Source organism: Enterobacter asburiae, from assembly GCF_008080435.1.
Lineage (GTDB): Bacteria > Pseudomonadota > Gammaproteobacteria > Enterobacterales > Enterobacteriaceae > Enterobacter > Enterobacter asburiae_C.
In genome coordinates this window covers 433,310-448,445 of the sequence record NZ_VRKN01000004.1, presented here as the reverse complement: position 1 = coordinate 448,445, position 15,136 = coordinate 433,310, and the positions used below count along the sequence as shown (strand labels likewise).

The 15,136-nt window shown below is 54.6% G+C and carries 18 protein-coding genes; 6 read left to right on the top strand and 12 right to left on the bottom strand.

The window, feature by feature from the left end; translation table 11 throughout:
- The first annotated feature begins 76 nt into the window (after positions 1-76).
- Positions 77-304 (top strand): YceK/YidQ family lipoprotein, encoded by a 228-nt coding sequence (locus FU672_RS10890; protein ID WP_024908995.1) that lies wholly within the window; start codon positions 77-79, stop codon positions 302-304.
- Positions 305-310: 6 nt separating this feature from the next.
- Here the strand turns inward: FU672_RS10890 and FU672_RS10885 are convergent, their stop codons facing one another.
- From FU672_RS10885 to FU672_RS10875, 3 genes are all read right to left on the bottom strand, one after another.
- Positions 311-685 (bottom strand): MysB family protein, encoded by a 375-nt coding sequence (locus FU672_RS10885; protein WP_023311118.1) that lies wholly within the window; start codon positions 683-685, stop codon positions 311-313.
- A gap of 97 nt (positions 686-782) precedes the next feature.
- Positions 783-2,000: a multidrug efflux MFS transporter MdtG gene (gene mdtG, locus FU672_RS10880; RefSeq protein WP_148243257.1), complete on the bottom strand. Its 1,218-nt coding sequence runs from the start codon at positions 1,998-2,000 to the stop codon at positions 783-785.
- Positions 2,001-2,140: 140 nt separating this feature from the next.
- The gene (locus FU672_RS10875) at positions 2,141-3,067 is read right to left on the bottom strand and encodes a Kdo(2)-lipid IV(A) acyltransferase (RefSeq protein ID WP_148243256.1); all 927 of its coding nucleotides are present in this window, start codon (positions 3,065-3,067) and stop codon (positions 2,141-2,143) included.
- Positions 3,068-3,288: 221 nt separating this feature from the next.
- Here FU672_RS10875 and trhO point away from each other — a divergent pair, with 221 nt between their 5' ends.
- A complete protein-coding gene (gene trhO / locus FU672_RS10870) occupies positions 3,289-4,338 on the top strand; it encodes an oxygen-dependent tRNA uridine(34) hydroxylase TrhO (RefSeq protein ID WP_148243255.1) in 1,050 nt (349 codons plus the stop codon).
- A 41-nt stretch (positions 4,339-4,379) separates the two neighbouring features.
- Here trhO and FU672_RS10865 read toward each other — a convergent pair whose 3' ends face one another.
- The 9 genes from FU672_RS10865 to mdtH all read right to left on the bottom strand — a co-directional run bounded on the left by FU672_RS10865 (position 4,380) and on the right by mdtH (position 11,059).
- A complete protein-coding gene (locus FU672_RS10865; RefSeq protein ID WP_148243254.1) occupies positions 4,380-4,958 on the bottom strand; it encodes a YceI family protein in 579 nt (192 codons plus the stop codon).
- 1 nt (position 4,959) lies between these two features.
- On the bottom strand, positions 4,960-5,526 hold the full coding sequence (locus FU672_RS10860) for a cytochrome b (RefSeq protein WP_148243253.1): 567 nt from the start codon (positions 5,524-5,526) through the stop codon (positions 4,960-4,962).
- A gap of 208 nt (positions 5,527-5,734) precedes the next feature.
- On the bottom strand, positions 5,735-5,848 hold the full coding sequence (locus FU672_RS10855; protein ID WP_032638658.1) for a YceO family protein: 114 nt from the start codon (positions 5,846-5,848) through the stop codon (positions 5,735-5,737).
- A 60-nt stretch (positions 5,849-5,908) separates the two neighbouring features.
- A complete protein-coding gene (solA, locus tag FU672_RS10850; protein WP_148243252.1) occupies positions 5,909-7,027 on the bottom strand; it encodes an N-methyl-L-tryptophan oxidase in 1,119 nt (372 codons plus the stop codon).
- Between the two features lie 116 nt (positions 7,028-7,143).
- The gene (bssS, locus tag FU672_RS10845) at positions 7,144-7,398 is read right to left on the bottom strand and encodes a biofilm formation regulator BssS (RefSeq protein ID WP_008500827.1); all 255 of its coding nucleotides are present in this window, start codon (positions 7,396-7,398) and stop codon (positions 7,144-7,146) included.
- Between the two features lie 274 nt (positions 7,399-7,672).
- A complete protein-coding gene (gene dinI, locus FU672_RS10840; RefSeq protein WP_008500826.1) occupies positions 7,673-7,918 on the bottom strand; it encodes a DNA damage-inducible protein I in 246 nt (81 codons plus the stop codon).
- A 74-nt stretch (positions 7,919-7,992) separates the two neighbouring features.
- A complete protein-coding gene (gene pyrC / locus FU672_RS10835; protein ID WP_033145198.1) occupies positions 7,993-9,039 on the bottom strand; it encodes a dihydroorotase in 1,047 nt (348 codons plus the stop codon).
- A gap of 127 nt (positions 9,040-9,166) precedes the next feature.
- Entirely contained in the window at positions 9,167-9,727 is a 561-nt protein-coding gene (locus FU672_RS10830) for a lipoprotein (protein WP_148243251.1), read from the bottom strand.
- Between the two features lie 123 nt (positions 9,728-9,850).
- Positions 9,851-11,059 carry a multidrug efflux MFS transporter MdtH gene (mdtH, locus tag FU672_RS10825; protein WP_148243250.1) on the bottom strand — a complete coding sequence of 403 codons (1,209 nt, stop codon included), beginning with the start codon at positions 11,057-11,059 and terminating at the stop codon, positions 9,851-9,853.
- A 236-nt stretch (positions 11,060-11,295) separates the two neighbouring features.
- On the opposite strand from mdtH, the gene rimJ reads away from it, so the two are divergent.
- The 4 genes from rimJ to murJ all read left to right on the top strand — a co-directional run bounded on the left by rimJ (position 11,296) and on the right by murJ (position 15,131).
- Complete coding sequence (gene rimJ / locus FU672_RS10820; protein WP_008500822.1) at positions 11,296-11,880, top strand: ribosomal protein S5-alanine N-acetyltransferase; 585 nt, start codon at positions 11,296-11,298, stop codon at positions 11,878-11,880.
- Between the two features lie 9 nt (positions 11,881-11,889).
- Entirely contained in the window at positions 11,890-12,540 is a 651-nt protein-coding gene (locus tag FU672_RS10815) for a YceH family protein (RefSeq protein WP_148243249.1), read from the top strand.
- A 2-nt stretch (positions 12,541-12,542) separates the two neighbouring features.
- Positions 12,543-13,466 (top strand): Gfo/Idh/MocA family protein, encoded by a 924-nt coding sequence (locus FU672_RS10810; protein ID WP_148243248.1) that lies wholly within the window; start codon positions 12,543-12,545, stop codon positions 13,464-13,466.
- 129 nt (positions 13,467-13,595) lie between these two features.
- On the top strand, positions 13,596-15,131 hold the full coding sequence (murJ, locus tag FU672_RS10805; RefSeq protein ID WP_148243247.1) for a murein biosynthesis integral membrane protein MurJ: 1,536 nt from the start codon (positions 13,596-13,598) through the stop codon (positions 15,129-15,131).
- Positions 15,132-15,136 lie beyond the last annotated feature (5 nt).

Genomic DNA, 15,136 nt, shown 5'->3' with positions numbered 1-15,136 from the left:
GCAGGGCGGGTAAGCGAAGCGCCACCCGCCAGATAAAATACCGGCTGTGAGGCCGGTATTTTTTTAGAGGGTAGAGATGAGAATAATCATCGTCGTCATGATGGCATGCCTGCTCAGCGGCTGCGGGAGTATCATCAGCCGCACCATTCCAGGGCAAGGCCACGGAAATCAGTATTACCCGGGCGTGAAATGGGATCTCCGTGATTCCGCATGGCGCTACCTGACCGTGCTCGATCTGCCGTTCTCGCTGATCTTCGACACGCTGTTGCTGCCGATCGATGCCAGCCACGGCCCTTACGAATAGCGTAAATTAACGCTCGTCCCACTCATCGGCTGCGGTTTGCCCTTCTTCCGTATCCAGAGGTGGCTCGAGCTGAAACTCGCCCTCATCCCACTCGTGCAGGGTGTTCTCTTCCAGCCATTCCTGCCGAAGTTCGATTTCGTCATAGTCGCCATCAAAGACGGCCTGCGCACCTTCACCACTTAATATCGGCAAACATTCCCCTTCTTCACCTTCATCGGCAAAAAATTCGGCTTGCCACATAATATCCCCATCCTGCAGAACGTATTTTTGGATATTAAGTTGTTGCACGTCAGCATCTTCTTCTTCAACGCCGGGGTTATCGGCGAGGAACTCTTCACGAGCGGCATCAATAGCTTCTTCCAGCGTGGCGTACATGGTCATTGGTGTCTCCCTGTTTTCCAGAAGGTTTCAGGGAAATAATAGCTGAATATAAGATCCTGCAAGTATGAATGCGAAAATAAGCTGTCAGGCGTTCGTCTTATTCCGTCACGGGCCGTAACGCGCGGGATAAACTGAACCATGAATAAATGGCATTGAACAACACGACGCCCGCCGTCACAATAAAGACGGCGCGAAAACCGAAGCTGGCGGAGATCCCGGCCCCGAGCAGCGGTCCGGTGACGTTACCGATATCCCGGAATGACTGGTTATAGCTGAAAATACGCCCCGCAATCTGGTTCGTGGAGTTGTAGACCAGCAGGGTCTGTACGGCGGGCAGCAACGCGCCGTCGGCGGCACCCAGCAAAAAGCGCAGGATGCCCAGTTGCCATGGCGTTTGCACCATCGACATCGGGATAAGCAGCAGGACGGAAATCACCAGCGCGCAGATCAGGATTTTTTCCGGACCCACCCGGTCCCCCAGTTTTCCCAGCTTCGGGGCGCTAAGCAGCGCCGCGACGCCTGGCACGGACGCAATCAGCCCGCTGATGAACGCAATATTGCTGACATTACCCGCCAGATCGCGAACGTACAGCGTCAGAATAGGGGCAATCGACCCGGTGGCCACCTGAATAATCATGGTCGTCACGAACAGGCTCAGCACCAGTCTGGGATTTTTAAGCGAGGTCAGTACCTCTCTGGCGTGGAGCATCTCTTTTTTGGCGACAGGCGTGAAGTTTTCACGAATACAGAGCAGGGTGACGATAAAGCACAGGAAAAGTACGCTGGCGGTGATGAAAAAGACCGGGCGCAGGCCGTAGTTATCCGCCAGTAGTCCACCGGCAAGTGGTCCCAGCAGAGCACCACTCACGCCGCCGGTGGAGAGTGTCCCTAGCGCCCAGCCGCTTTTATGGCGAGGCATTTGCGTGGCAATCAGGGCATTCGCGTTGGGAATAAATCCTCCCAGCAAGCCCAGCAGCGCGCGCAGGATCAGAAACTGCCAGACGTTCTGCGCCACGCCCATTAGCGCCATGATAATGGCCATCCCCAGCGCCGAGCGCAGCAGCATGATTTTACGGCCTTTGCGATCGGCAAGGCCGCCCCAGAAGGGCGAGGCCATCGCGGAAAAGAGAAACGTGATGCTGAATACCAGGCCAGACCACATATTGAGCGCACTGTGGCCCGTCACGCCAAGCTGTTCGACGTAGAGCGGTAAGAAGGGCATGACCAGGCTAAACGCCGCGCCGGTAAGAAAACAGCCAAGCCACGCAACCGTGAGGTTACGCTTCCAGTTTATGGGGGCATCTGAGGGTGACATAACTATCCGCATAATGAGGTGCAGAGCACCTGAAGCATAAAGTAATAAGCCTGCTAATTATGCGCCTGGGTTATGATTGCCGCAATGAGGAGGAGCTTTTAAAGCTAAAACGGCATGCGGCCCTGAGGACCGCATGAGGATTAATAGCGGGACGGGGTGCCTTGTGGCCGCGTTTTAAAACGGCGGTGCAGCCACATATACTGTTCAGGCGCCAGCATGATGCACTTCTCCACAACGCTGTTCATCCAGCGTGCGGTGGTTTCCGCATCGTCAAGCGGCGGCGCGAGTTCGGGCTCCAGCATCATCAGCTCGTAGCCTGAACCATCCGGCTTACGGCGGGGAACAAAAGGCACGATGGCGGCTTTGGACATCCGCGCCAGCATCCAGGTACCGGTCGTTGTGGCGGCCTCTTCAACGGCGAAGAAGGGGACAAATACGCTGGCCTGTGGGCCATAGTCGTGGTCAGGGGCATACCAGACCACTTCACCGGATTTCAGCGCGCGGATCATCCCCTTCAGATCCTTACGGTCGATCATGCTCTTGTTGGAGCGCATGCGGCCGTTGGTCTGGATTAAATCGATGACCGGGTTATCGTTAGGACGATAAACGCCAATGCCGGGTGCCTGCATGCCGAACATGCGCGCCCCGATTTCCAGCGTCAGGAAATGGACGCCGATCAGCAGAACGCCCGTCTGATTGGCCTGAAGCGTATGCACAGGTTCCATGCCGGTTCCCGTCACCTCGCTCCAGCGGGCCATGCGTTTGTCCGGCCAGAACCACGCCATACCGGTTTCCATGAGCCCCATCCCGACGGATTCGAAATTCTTCGAGACCATATCGTGACGCTCTGACTCGCTCATCTGCGGAAAACATAACTCAAGATTGCGGTACGCGATTCTGGCACGACGCTTCATAAACAGTTGCGCGAAACGGCCCAGAAATTTACCCAACCGAAAAATAACAGGGTAGGGAAACTGTACCAGAAGCCATAAAAAGCCGATGCCAAGCCAGGTCAACCAATAGCGGGGATGCAAAAGGGCGGCAGTAAATTTTGGTAACTGGGTCATGTCTTTCCTGTGTTCAAACGTCCTGTTTTGCTAGTGTCTCATTTTTTGAGACATAGCCAAAATATCTGCTTTCGAGGCGTACACGAATACAGCAATTGTTAAGCCTGATTAATCAGGGTGTGTGAAATGTAGCGTAAATTGTATGGATGTAAATTGGTTTTATTTGCTATATGATGCCGACCGATTTTTCATTCTCTCTAACGATTCCAGGACTGTACACCATGCCAGTGTTACACAACCGCGTGTCGAATGAGATGTTAAAAGCGCGTATGTTGGCTGAAACCGAACCGCGCACAACCATCTCTTTCTACAAATACTTCACGATCAACGATCCGCAGGCGACCCGCGATGCGCTTTATCAGGCGTTCACGGCCCTGAACGTTTTCGGACGCGTCTACCTTGCCCGTGAAGGCATCAACGCGCAAATTAGCGTACCGGAAAGCAAAGTCAGCGCTTTCCGCGACGTGCTTTATCACTTCGATCCGGCCCTCGACGGCTTACGCCTGAACATTGCCCTGGATGATGACGGGAAATCCTTCTGGGTGCTGCGCATGAAGGTGCGTGAACGCATCGTGGCGGACGGTATCGACGATCCTGAGTTTAACGCGGCGGATGTCGGTGAATATCTGAAGGCTGCGGAAGTGAATGCGATGCTGGACGATCCGGATGCCGTGTTCATTGATATGCGTAACCACTATGAGTACGAAGTGGGGCATTTCGAGAACGCGATGGAAATCCCGGCCGATACCTTCCGCGAGCAACTGCCCAAAGCGGTTGAGATGATGCAGGAACATAAAGATAAAAAGATCGTTATGTACTGCACCGGCGGTATCCGCTGTGAGAAAGCCAGCGCGTGGATGAAGCACAACGGCTTTAATAAGGTCTGGCATATTGAAGGCGGCATTATCGAGTACGCCCGCCGCGCCCGTGAGCAGGGTTTACCGGTGCGCTTTATCGGGAAAAACTTTGTCTTTGACGAGCGTATGGGTGAGCGTATCTCGGAAGACGTTATTGCCCAGTGCCACCAGTGCGGCGCACCGTGCGATACCCATACCAACTGCAAAAATGACGGGTGTCATCTGCTGTTTATTCAGTGCCCGGCCTGTGCCGAGAAGTTTAACGGCTGCTGTAGCGAGCTGTGCAGCGAAGAGAGCATCCTGCCGGAAGAAGAGCAGCGCCGTCGTCGCGCAGGACGTGAAAACGGCAACAAGATTTTCAATAAATCACGCGGCCGTCTGAATACCAAACTGGGTATCCCTGACCCGGAATGATAATAACGCCCGGCACGGTGAAAACCTGCCGGGCGAATCTATTATGATTTCTGCTGTACACCTTCAACGGAAATAACCAGCTCAACGTCCTGAGATGCCGGGCCTAAATCCGTTGTGATATTAAAATCTTTCAGGTGAATTTTACCCGCCGCTTCAAAACCTGCGCGTTTACCGCCCCACGGATCGTCACCCTGACCGATTAATTTCGCATCAAGCGTGACCGGTTTTGTTACGCCATTAAGCGTCAGGTTACCGGTAATATTCAGCTTATCACCGTCTTTTTTCACTTCCGTGGAGGTGAAGGTAGCCTGTGGGTATTTCGCGACATTGAGGAATTCCCCACTGCGCAGATGTTTATCACGTTCCGCATGATTGGTATCCACGCTGTTAGTATTGATGGTCACGTTGACCTTATCGGCGGCAGGATTTTTCTCGTCAAAGGTGAATGTGCCGTCAAAATCCTTAAAGGTACCGTACAGCCAGCTGTATCCCAGATGCTGAATACGGAAATTGACGAAAGCGTGTTGGCCCTCTTTATCAATTTTATAATCTGCCGCCACGGCAGAACCGGTGGTGAATAACAGAGAACCCAGTGCGATACCCAGCAGGTGTTTTTTCATTTTATGCTCCAGAGTCAACTGACGAGCGGCCAAGCATGCGCTTTAGCGTATCGTCTTTATCAATAAAATGGTGTTTGAGGGCGGCAAGCCCGTGCAGTACAGACAGGATCACGACGCTCCACGCAAGCCAGAGGTGAACGACCCCTGCGGTGTCAGCCTGAGCACCCGCATCGCTGAGCGTTGCCGGGACGTCAAAAAGGCCAAAGACGCTGATCGGCTTACCGTCTGCCGTCGAGATAAGGTAGCCGCTAATCAGAATGGCGAAGAGCAGCGCATAGAGCGCGATATGTGCGGCAACTGCACCCAGGCGGGTCATTTTGCTGTGGGTCTTCGGCGCGGCGGGCGGCGGGGAAACATGCCGCCAGATCACGCGAAAAACCAGCCCCAGCATCAGGACGACGCCAATGCTTTTATGTAATTCCGGTGCCTGGTGATACCAGCCATCGTAATAGCTGAGCGTGACCATCCAGAGTCCAAGTCCAAACATACCGTAGACGGCAATAGCAAATATCCAGTGCAAACCTATGGATATTATTCCGTAGCGCCGGGAGGAGTTACGCAATTGCATCAGAATGTCCATTTTCAAATTAACCGAAGGGTAAAAATGAACGGGAAGAGGTGATATTGCAACTGAAATAATTGTCTATTGATTTTTATTTTATTTATTTCAGCAATTTTGATAAGAAAGGACGAAGGTAATTCAATGACTTCGTGCAAGATGAAATTGAGAGTTTCAATAAAACTAAATAAATGTCAATTATTGTCAGTCTGGGTTTTCAATAAAATACAATGTAAACAAAATCAATAATGGCCAGCAGCGCCCACAATAAGATATAGAGCATAAAGTGCTCGCGAATATTATTCATAAGAAAGCTAACGATCCTGCGCATAACGCTCCGTAATGCAGTGTGAATGAAACGGGCCCCGGGACGTCCGGAGCCCGTGGCGGATTATCCGTTAAAACGCGAGAGTGAGAAGGGCGTCAGATCAAACTGCGGCGCGATACCCTGGGCAAACTGCGCGGCGATTTCACCCAGCACGGAAGCGAACTTAAAGCCGTGGCCGCTCAGCCCGGTGATAAGCAGGGTGTTGTCATGCCCGGGCAGCGTATCAATGATGAAGTCTTCATCCGGCGTGTTGTCGTAGGTACAGGCCGCGCCATACAGCAAGCCACCGACGCCCGGAAGAATAGTGCGCAGGAACGAGAAGGCTTCTGAACCATCCTGTGGAAAGGCGCCGAAAGGTTTACGCTCTTCAGGGGAGGAGATAGCCTGGCCACCGTTGTGTTTACCGATTTTCAGCGCGTCTTTCTCGGAAGGGAAACCGTAGAACTGATCGCCATTCGGCAATTCGCCGGTGAAGGCCGGGAATTTATTCTGCACGCTGTAGCGACCATCCGACTGGAACCAGGAGAAGACCTTGCGTACCGGCTGGATCGGCAGTTCCGGCAGCAGGCGAGTGACCCAGGTTCCTGCGCTGACGAGCAGGCGGGACGCTGAATAGTCGCCGTCAATCGTCGTTACCGTGACGCCATTCTCGTCATGGGTAATGGCCTCCACCGGACAGTTAAACAGCTGTGCACAGCCGGCTTTCGCGGCAAGATCGATCCAGGTTTTGATCGCCGTTTCACAATGCAGCACGCCGGAGTGGGCTTCAAAGAGGCCAATGTAACCGTCGGGGACGGTAATTTCAGGCCAGCGCGCGGTAATGCCCGTCGCGTCCAGCTTCTCAACATCCAGATTAAAGGCTTTTGCGCTGCGCTCGACGCTGGCGAGAAAATCAGAATGGGCAGGGCCAAGGTTGATGACGCCGGTACGCTCGAAAATACGTTCTTCGGTCTGTTTCGCCAGTTCATCCCACAGCGTCTGGGCGCGAAGCACCAGCGGTACATAGCGCTCGCCTTCTCCATACGCATGGCGCATGAGGCGGGTATCGCCATGATGGCTACCCTCCGAATGAGGTGGACGGTGGGCATCGATCATCAGGACCTTGAGGCCTGCCTGTGTCGCGTAATAACCGGCAGCGGAACCCACGGAGCCGCTACCAATAATGATTAAGTCGTATCTCATATGCATCTCGTAAACTGACGTTTTGTTAGCAGAGTAATTAACAACGCGGGGTTAGACAAGGGAGAAATAAATAAGGCACCGCGAGGGTGCCTGTAGAGAGAAAAGTGGGCATAAGCTTAGTGCCGTTTATACTCATTTTCCTGATAGTCGCCAGATTCTATTTTTGCAATACCTGCCTCTAAAATAGAAATAAACTGACGGGCGACGTCTGTTGTAAGCCACAGCGTCTGTCCAACTTCCGCTTCTTCACGGTTGAGTTGATTCGGGGTCTGGTAGTGCAAACGCAGCATCAGCGCATCGTAGCTATCTACGGTGCTGATATCCCAGCCAACAAGCGGATGGGTCTGGATCACTTCACTATTCTTTTCCATTATAACCCCCTTAATGCGTGTTAGAAGACAACGGCTCTGAGGTTCAATGCATGTTTTTCTGAAAGCATCTTCAGTATACCAAGTAATAAGGGTTCCAACGGGAAAAATAAACAGCTGGCAACACATTTTTCTGCTTTTTAGGATTGTTCGAACAATAAAACACCATCTTGTTCACGATTCTTAAAGAAGATGCCGAATTAATTTGAACTTCCAGAATTTTCAGACGAAAAAAAGCCGGGGCGACCCGGCAAAAAAACACAATGAGGGAGCAGTGTTAATCTGTGATAAACCAGTCGTCCGCGCTTTCCCATGTTTCCTGCAGGATTTCGCTGATGCGATCTTTATCTTCTTTCGCAGCACCAATGACGGAGAGGTTGTTTGCCGCCGCGTAACGCACCGTTACGGCACCCGCGTTGTCGGGAAAGGTGTTGTTAATACGGCGGGATAATTCGCCTGCCAGTGCATCAAGCGCGCCGGCAGGCAGAACAGTCGTTTTGGCTATGGTGACTTCAATACGCATAAATGCCCCCTGTGTAATATACTGTTTATTTATACAGGTATATTATTGGTTTGACAACAAGGGGCATTGATTTTTTAACGTTTTACCGTCCAGTTTACGGTTTCGCCCGCCAGGAATGGGATCAGCGTGTCATCCGTCAGCGCAATGGACTCCTCAACGTGGCTGGCTTTACGCTCCAGTTCGATGAAGGTGTCGTTGACCGGCAGGCCGTAAAAGCGCGGACCGTTAAGGGAGCAGAACGCTTCGAAATGTTCCAGCGCATTCATCTCTTCAAATACGGTCGCGTAGCTGGCCAGTGCCGTTGGGGCGTTGAAGCAGCCTGCGCATCCGCAGCTCGCCTCTTTACGGTGGCGGGCGTGAGGTGCGGAATCGGTGCCGAGGAATGCGCGGGAGAAGCCGCTGGCAACCAGCTCACGCAGCGCCTGCTGGTGAATATTGCGCTTGAGAATCGGCAGACAGTACAGGTGAGGGCGCACCCCGCCCACCAGCATGTGGTTACGGTTAAACATAAGGTGCTGCGGCGTAATGGTGGCGGCGATAAGATCGTTGCCGTCACGCACATACTCTGCCGCGTCTTTAGTGGTGATATGCTCAAAGACCACTTTAAGCGCGGGCAGGCGCTGGCGCAGAGGCTCCATCACGGTCTCGATAAAACGGGCTTCACGGTCGAAGATGTCAATCTCGGCATGCGTGACTTCACCATGGACCAGCAGCGGCATGCCCAGTTTCTGCATGCGTTCCAGAACCGGCATGATGGCATCAATACTGGTCACGCCGTGACTGGAGTTGGTGGTGGCATTCGCCGGGTAGAGTTTCGCCGCCGTAAATACGCCTTCGTTAAACCCACGCTCCACTTCGTTCGGATCCAGCGAGTCGGTCAGATAGCAGGTCATCAACGGGGTAAAATCGTGTCCCGCAGGGACGGCATCCAGGATGCGCTGGCGATAGGCCATCGCGGCATCGACGGTGGTGACTGGTGGAACCAGGTTAGGCATGACAATCGCGCGGCCATAAATTTCGCTGGTATAAGGCACGACGGTTTTCAGCATATCGCCATCACGCAGATGGATATGCCAGTCGTCTGGGCGGCGGATTTTAAGAACCTGGGGTTGTGCAGTCATGGAAGCTCCGGCTTGTCAGGAATCAGTCATAAGGATGGCTGTTTTTGCCGGACACAAATCATAAGCGGAAACGTTTTCGTTTGCACACTTTTCCGTAAAAAAAAAGGGCGCCACAGCGCCCTTCAGGTTAATCGGTGAAAGGAATGATAATTTCTCCCGGTTTCACCTCTATCCCTTTTGCGTATTTTTTTGCCAGAGCTTCACCCTTGCTTTTATCTTCACTTAAGACGTACGCGGGCTGCTGGTTAAAGTAATTTTGCAGCGACTGGTTCAGATAGGGCATCAGGGTTTGCAGAACCGGTGCCATCTTGTCGGGCGAAACCTGTGCATCGACGACTTCCATCTCCTGCAGGAAAATTGCCCCTTTCTCTTTGTTGAAAACGGGGAGTGCCTTCAGCTTGAGCTTGATGTTGGCTTTCTGATTGCCAAAGAGGGATGACATATCGAGAGCCGCATCACCGGCCAGGGTGACTTTGTTTGGCTCTTCACGTCCGATCTGGCTGGTCAGATTCGTGAGCACGATATGCGCGTCCGCCAGCCCCGGCACGCCAATGTCTTTAGAAAAATTGTTATGTTTTTCCAGCGCCTGATTAATTTCCTGTTCACTGACGGTATATTGCGTTAGCTGGTTACAGCCAACCAGCAGACCGCTGACAACTAATGCAGCGGCAAAGACAATTTTCTTCATAGTGTTCCTCAACGAAAAATCGGCGCTTCTGTCCTGTTACGCCAGTATGTCAGTGTGAATTGGCAGAAACCAGCAGAAAAAACTGAGAAGTGGGGCGGGAGGGACTCCCGCCCGAGGGAAAGGCTACGCGCCAGGCTCGAGCATGCCGCTCGCGCTGCGTTTCTGGCTGAACTGCCACCACAGGGCTAGGAGCGTCATAAAGCCCACCACGCCGAGCATCATCCAGGGGAGCTCGGGCTGGTTTAACGCTTTGCCGGCATCAAACAACCAGCCGCCACCGGCGTAACCTAATGCGCCGCCAAGCGCCAGCCCCAGCCGGCTGAACCCCATATAGCTGCCGCGCGCACGCGCATCCGCAAGCGAGGCGCTCAGCGTTTCACGGGCAGGTTCAGCGATGATGGAGCCGATATAGAACGTGCAAATCAGCGTAAACAGCTGCTGGAGAGAGTTCACCAGACCGATCGGCATCATGCTAAGCGTCATCAGGAACAGCCCGGCCATCAGGCGATGTTCCAGACGAAAACGCCGCTCGCTCCAGCGGGCAATCGGATAAAGCAACGTTAACGACAGGCAGGCTTCGATGGCGTACATCCATTTAACGGCAGCAGGCGTGCCTGCAATGTCGTTAACCATGATCGGCAGCATCAGCATGACCTGCACAGCCAGCATGTAATATCCCGTCAGGGTCAACACATAGGTGACAAAACGCTTGTCGCGCAGGACGCGGCCAAGCCCTTCCCGGACCGGCGCTTTGACCGTCGACAGTTTCCAGGCCGGCAGGTACAGGCCATTAAACAGCGCGCACAGAATAAAGAGCATCGCCCCCGCCGCGCAGACCAGACGGAAGTCATACTGCAGCAGCCAGCTTCCCAGCAGGGCGCCGACAACCGCCCCGGCACTGTCCTGCATCATGAGAATCGAGAAGAAACGGCCGCGGTGCTGAGGGCGAATAAGCTTCACCACCAGCGCGGTGCGTGGCGGATCGAACAGCGTGCCCCCGATACCGGAGAGGAAACAGGAGAACCAGAGCAGCCAGGGCTCCTGGGCGACCGCCATCGTGGCAAAGCCTGCCGCGCGCAGCAGCATCCCGGTAACGATCATCGGTTTAGCGCCGAAGCGGTCAGCGATGGCCCCGCCAAAGACGCCCAGACCCTGCTGGACAAACTGGCGTAACCCCAGGGCAATGCCAACCATTAATGCCGCCCAGCCCATTTGATCGACAAAGCGGATCGATATCAGCGGAAAAACGACAAAAAAGCCGAGCACGACCAGCATGTTATCGACGAGCAGGAAATATTTACCCAGGCTCCTGGCCTGTGATACGCGGGACATTTTCCCTCCAGGGAAAATAAGAAGGTGAGCACGCTAACATTCTGCGGTGTCGCCGCATTTTTTCCCACCCCCGGGCGTGACAATATTTTTTTATCAAAAGGGTGCTTTGATAGAGAGTTCTCATCGAAAATAATGAAAAGAGGGCAAAATGGTATGTCACTGTTTTCACAGACGGCGCAGGCGCAGGTATAGTAAAGCTAATGGGTAAGCAGAAGTGACGGGAAGGAGTGGTATCGATGTTTGGCTATCGCAGTAATGTGCCAAAAGTGCGTCTGACAACGGACAGGCTGGTCGTTCGTCTGGTGCATGAGCGTGATGCCTGGCGTCTGGCGGATTATTACGCCGAGAATCGCCAGTTTTTAAAACCCTGGGAACCCGTTCGGGATGAGAGCCATTGTTACCCTTCCGGCTGGCAGGCGCGCCTCAGCATGATTACGGAATTTCACAAGCAGGGCAGCGCGTTTTATTTCGCGCTGCTGGATCCTGAAGAGAAAGAGATTATCGGGATCGCCAATTTTTCAAACGTGGTGCGGGGATCGTTTCACGCCTGCTACCTTGGCTACTCCATTGGCCAGAAATGGCAAGGGCAGGGGCTGATGTACGAGGCGTTAACGGTGGCGATCCGCTATATGCAACGCACGCAGCATATCCATCGCATTATGGCGAACTATATGCCGCATAATCAGCGCAGCGGCAATTTGCTGGCGCGTTTAGGGTTCGAGAAAGAGGGGTACGCCAAAGATTATCTGCTGATAGACGGAGAGTGGCGCGACCACGTTCTGACGGCGTTAACCACCCGGGACTGGACCGCAGGTCGTTAAGGAGAAAAGATGAAGTATCAGCTAAACGGTACAGAAGCGCGCGTGATTGGGTGCTTACTCGAAAAACAGGTCACCACGCCGGAGCAGTATCCGCTCTCTGTCAACGCCGTGACCATGGCCTGCAACCAGAAGACCAACCGCGAGCCGGTGATGAACCTCAGCGAGCATGACGTTCAGGACGTGCTGGATGCGCTGGTAAAACGCCACTATCTGCGCACCGTCAGCGGCTTCGGCAACCGCGTGACCAAATACGAACAGCGCTTTTGTAACTCCGAATTTGGCGACCTGAAGCTGAGCAGTGCGGAAGTGGCGGTCATCACCACGCTGTTGCTGCGCGGGGCGCAGACGCCGGGGGAGCTGCGTACGCGCGCTTCCCGAATGCATGAGTTCAGCGATATGCAGGAAGTCGAGCAGACCCTGGAAGGGCTGGCTTCTCGCGAGGACGGCCCCTATGTGGTGCGTCTGGCGCGCGAGCCGGGCAAACGTGAAAGCCGCTATATGCATCTGTTCAGCGGCGACGTCGATGTCGCTACCGTGGAGAGCGACGCGGGATCCTCAGCAAGCAATGACAGTCTTGCCGCGCGCGTAGAGGCGCTGGAAGACGAGGTCGCCGGGCTGAAACAGCGTCTGGATGCATTGCTGGTACATTTGGGAGACTGACGGTGAAAAAATTACGCGTAGGCGTGGTGGGGCTGGGTGGCATCGCGCAAAAAGCCTGGCTGCCTGTTTTAGGTGCGGCGACGGACTGGACCCTGCAAGGGGCATGGTCACCCACCCGCGAAAAGGCAGAACGTATCTGCGAAACCTGGCGCATTCCGTATGCCGCCTCCCTGCAGGATCTCGCCCGCGAGTGTGATGCGGTTTTTGTGCATACCTCAACGGCAACCCACTATCAGGTGGTGAGCGAGCTGCTCAATTTGGGGGTTCACGTCTGCGTGGATAAACCGCTGGCTGAAAATGTTCAGGATGCCGAACGGTTGATTGAGCTGGCCGCGCGCAAAAAACTGACGCTGATGGTGGGCTTCAACCGCCGCTTCGCGCCGCTGTATCAGCAGCTGAAGGCGCAGTCGGGCACGCTCGCCTCGCTGCGGATGGACAAGCACCGTACCGACAGCATTGGGCCAAACGATCTGCGTTTCACCCTTCTGGATGATTATCTGCACGTTGTGGATACGGCGCTGTGGCTGAGCAACGGCAATGCGCACCTGAAAAGCGGTACCCTGTTGACGAACGATCAGGGGCAGATGGTCTACGCGGAACACCACTTTGCCGTTGAGCATCTTCAGATTACCACCAGCATGCACCGTCGGGCGGGGAGTCAGCGTGAATCCGTGCAGGCGGTGACCGACGGTGCGTTGTATGACATTACGGACATGCGTGAGTGGCGGGAAGAGAAGGGCAACGGCGTGGTGACGCTCCCGGCGCCAGGCTGGCAGAGCACCCTGGAGCAGCGCGGTTTCGCAGGATGTGCCCGCCACTTTATCACCTGCGTGCAAAATCAGACGGTTCCTGAAACGTCCGGCGAGCAGGCCATTATGGCGCAGCGCATTGTAGAAAGGCTCTGGCGCGATGCCATGAGCGAATAACTCGCTGTAACATCTGCGGATAGTAATTCGTTGAAATCCGGTTAGACTAAGCGCCGCTTGTTGGCTTTGCCGGGTGGCGCTTACGCTTACCCGGCCTACAAATCCGTATGGTTCTGGAAATTCACGTTAATGAACTTATTAAAATCGCTGGCGGCCGTCAGCTCGATGACCATGTTTTCCCGCGTGCTGGGTTTTGCGCGCGACGCCATTGTGGCAAGGGTATTTGGTGCCGGGATGGCCACGGACGCCTTTTTCGTCGCGTTCAAATTGCCGAACCTGCTGCGTCGTATTTTTGCTGAAGGGGCGTTTTCCCAGGCATTCGTGCCCATCCTGGCGGAATATAAAAGCAAGCAGGGCGAAGACGCGACGCGCGTCTTTGTTTCGTATGTCTCCGGGTTGCTGACGCTGGCTTTGGCTGTAGTGACCGTACTCGGGATGCTGGCCGCGCCCTGGGTGATTATGGTGACCGCGCCCGGTTTTGCCAATACGGCTGACAAGTTTGCGCTGACCTCGCAGCTGCTGCGCATTACCTTCCCCTATATTCTGCTTATCTCGCTGGCCTCGCTGGTGGGGGCGATCCTGAATACCTGGAATCGCTTCTCTGTTCCGGCGTTTGCGCCGACGTTTCTCAACGTCAGCATGATCGGTTTTGCCCTGTTCGCCGCGCCGCACTTCAACCCACCGGTGCTGGCCCTGGCCTGGGCGGTCACCGTCGGCGGCGTGCTGCAACTGGCGTACCAGCTGCCGCATCTGAAAAAAATCGGCATGCTGGTGCTGCCGCGCATCAATCTCAAAGATGCCGGGGCGATGCGCGTGATCAAGCAGATGGGGCCTGCTATTCTTGGCGTCTCCGTCAGCCAGATCTCGCTTATTATCAATACCATCTTTGCCTCTTTCCTCGTGTCCGGCTCGGTTTCCTGGATGTACTACGCTGACCGTCTGATGGAGTTCCCGTCCGGGGTGCTGGGTGTGGCGCTGGGGACCATCCTGCTGCCGTCGCTGTCGAAAAGTTTTGCCAGCGGCAATCATGATGAGTATTGCCGCCTGATGGACTGGGGGTTACGTCTCTGCTTTCTGCTGGCCCTGCCAAGCGCGGTGGCGCTGGGTATTCTGGCCAAACCGCTGACGGTGTCGCTTTTCCAGTACGGGAAATTCACCGCCTTTGATGCCGCCATGACCCAGCGCGCGCTGATTGCCTACTCGGTCGGATTGATGGGGCTGATCGTCGTCAAGGTGCTGGCGCCAGGGTTCTACTCGCGTCAGGACATCAAAACACCGGTGAAAATTGCCATTGTGACGCTGATTGTGACGCAGTTGATGAACCTCGCCTTTATTGGTCCGCTGAAGCATGCAGGCCTGTCACTATCGATTGGTCTGGCGGCCTGTCTGAATGCCGGGCTGTTGTACTGGCAGCTGCGCAAGCAGGATATTTTTACGCCGCAGCCGGGCTGGGGGAGTTTCCTGGTACGTCTGATTGTTGCGGTACTGGTGATGTCTGCCGCGCTACTCGGCATGATGTATGTGATGCCGGAGTGGTCTCAGGGCACCATGCCCTACCGTCTGATGCGGCTGATGGCCGTGGTGGGCGTTGGGGTGGTGGCTTACTTTGCCACGCTCGCGGTGCTGGGCTTCAAAGTGAAAGAATTTGCCCGCCGTACGGCATAAACGCC

Excerpts from the sequence above, each read along its gene's own strand:
- FU672_RS10855 (WP_032638658.1), bottom strand. The coding sequence starts at position 5,848 with ATGCGCAGGATCGTTAGCTTTCTTATGAATAATATTCGCGAGCACTTT.
- bssS (WP_008500827.1), bottom strand. The coding sequence starts at position 7,398 with ATGGAAAAGAATAGTGAAGTGATCCAGACCCATCCGCTTGTTGGCTGG.
- FU672_RS10875 (WP_148243256.1), bottom strand. The coding sequence starts at position 3,067 with ATGACCCAGTTACCAAAATTTACTGCCGCCCTTTTGCATCCCCGCTAT.
- FU672_RS10860 (WP_148243253.1), bottom strand. The coding sequence starts at position 5,526 with ATGCAATTGCGTAACTCCTCCCGGCGCTACGGAATAATATCCATAGGT.
- solA (WP_148243252.1), bottom strand. The coding sequence starts at position 7,027 with ATGAGATACGACTTAATCATTATTGGTAGCGGCTCCGTGGGTTCCGCT.
- pyrC (WP_033145198.1), bottom strand. The coding sequence starts at position 9,039 with ATGACTGCACAACCCCAGGTTCTTAAAATCCGCCGCCCAGACGACTGG.
- FU672_RS10865 (WP_148243254.1), bottom strand. The coding sequence starts at position 4,958 with ATGAAAAAACACCTGCTGGGTATCGCACTGGGTTCTCTGTTATTCACC.
- rimJ (WP_008500822.1), top strand. The coding sequence starts at position 11,296 with ATGTTTGGCTATCGCAGTAATGTGCCAAAAGTGCGTCTGACAACGGAC.
- murJ (WP_148243247.1), top strand. The coding sequence starts at position 13,596 with ATGAACTTATTAAAATCGCTGGCGGCCGTCAGCTCGATGACCATGTTT.
- mdtG (WP_148243257.1), bottom strand. The coding sequence starts at position 2,000 with ATGTCACCCTCAGATGCCCCCATAAACTGGAAGCGTAACCTCACGGTT.
- trhO (WP_148243255.1), top strand. The coding sequence starts at position 3,289 with ATGCCAGTGTTACACAACCGCGTGTCGAATGAGATGTTAAAAGCGCGT.
- FU672_RS10830 (WP_148243251.1), bottom strand. The coding sequence starts at position 9,727 with ATGAAGAAAATTGTCTTTGCCGCTGCATTAGTTGTCAGCGGTCTGCTG.
- dinI (WP_008500826.1), bottom strand. The coding sequence starts at position 7,918 with ATGCGTATTGAAGTCACCATAGCCAAAACGACTGTTCTGCCTGCCGGC.
- FU672_RS10890 (WP_024908995.1), top strand. The coding sequence starts at position 77 with ATGAGAATAATCATCGTCGTCATGATGGCATGCCTGCTCAGCGGCTGC.
- FU672_RS10815 (WP_148243249.1), top strand. The coding sequence starts at position 11,890 with ATGAAGTATCAGCTAAACGGTACAGAAGCGCGCGTGATTGGGTGCTTA.
- mdtH (WP_148243250.1), bottom strand. The coding sequence starts at position 11,059 with ATGTCCCGCGTATCACAGGCCAGGAGCCTGGGTAAATATTTCCTGCTC.
- FU672_RS10885 (WP_023311118.1), bottom strand. The coding sequence starts at position 685 with ATGACCATGTACGCCACGCTGGAAGAAGCTATTGATGCCGCTCGTGAA.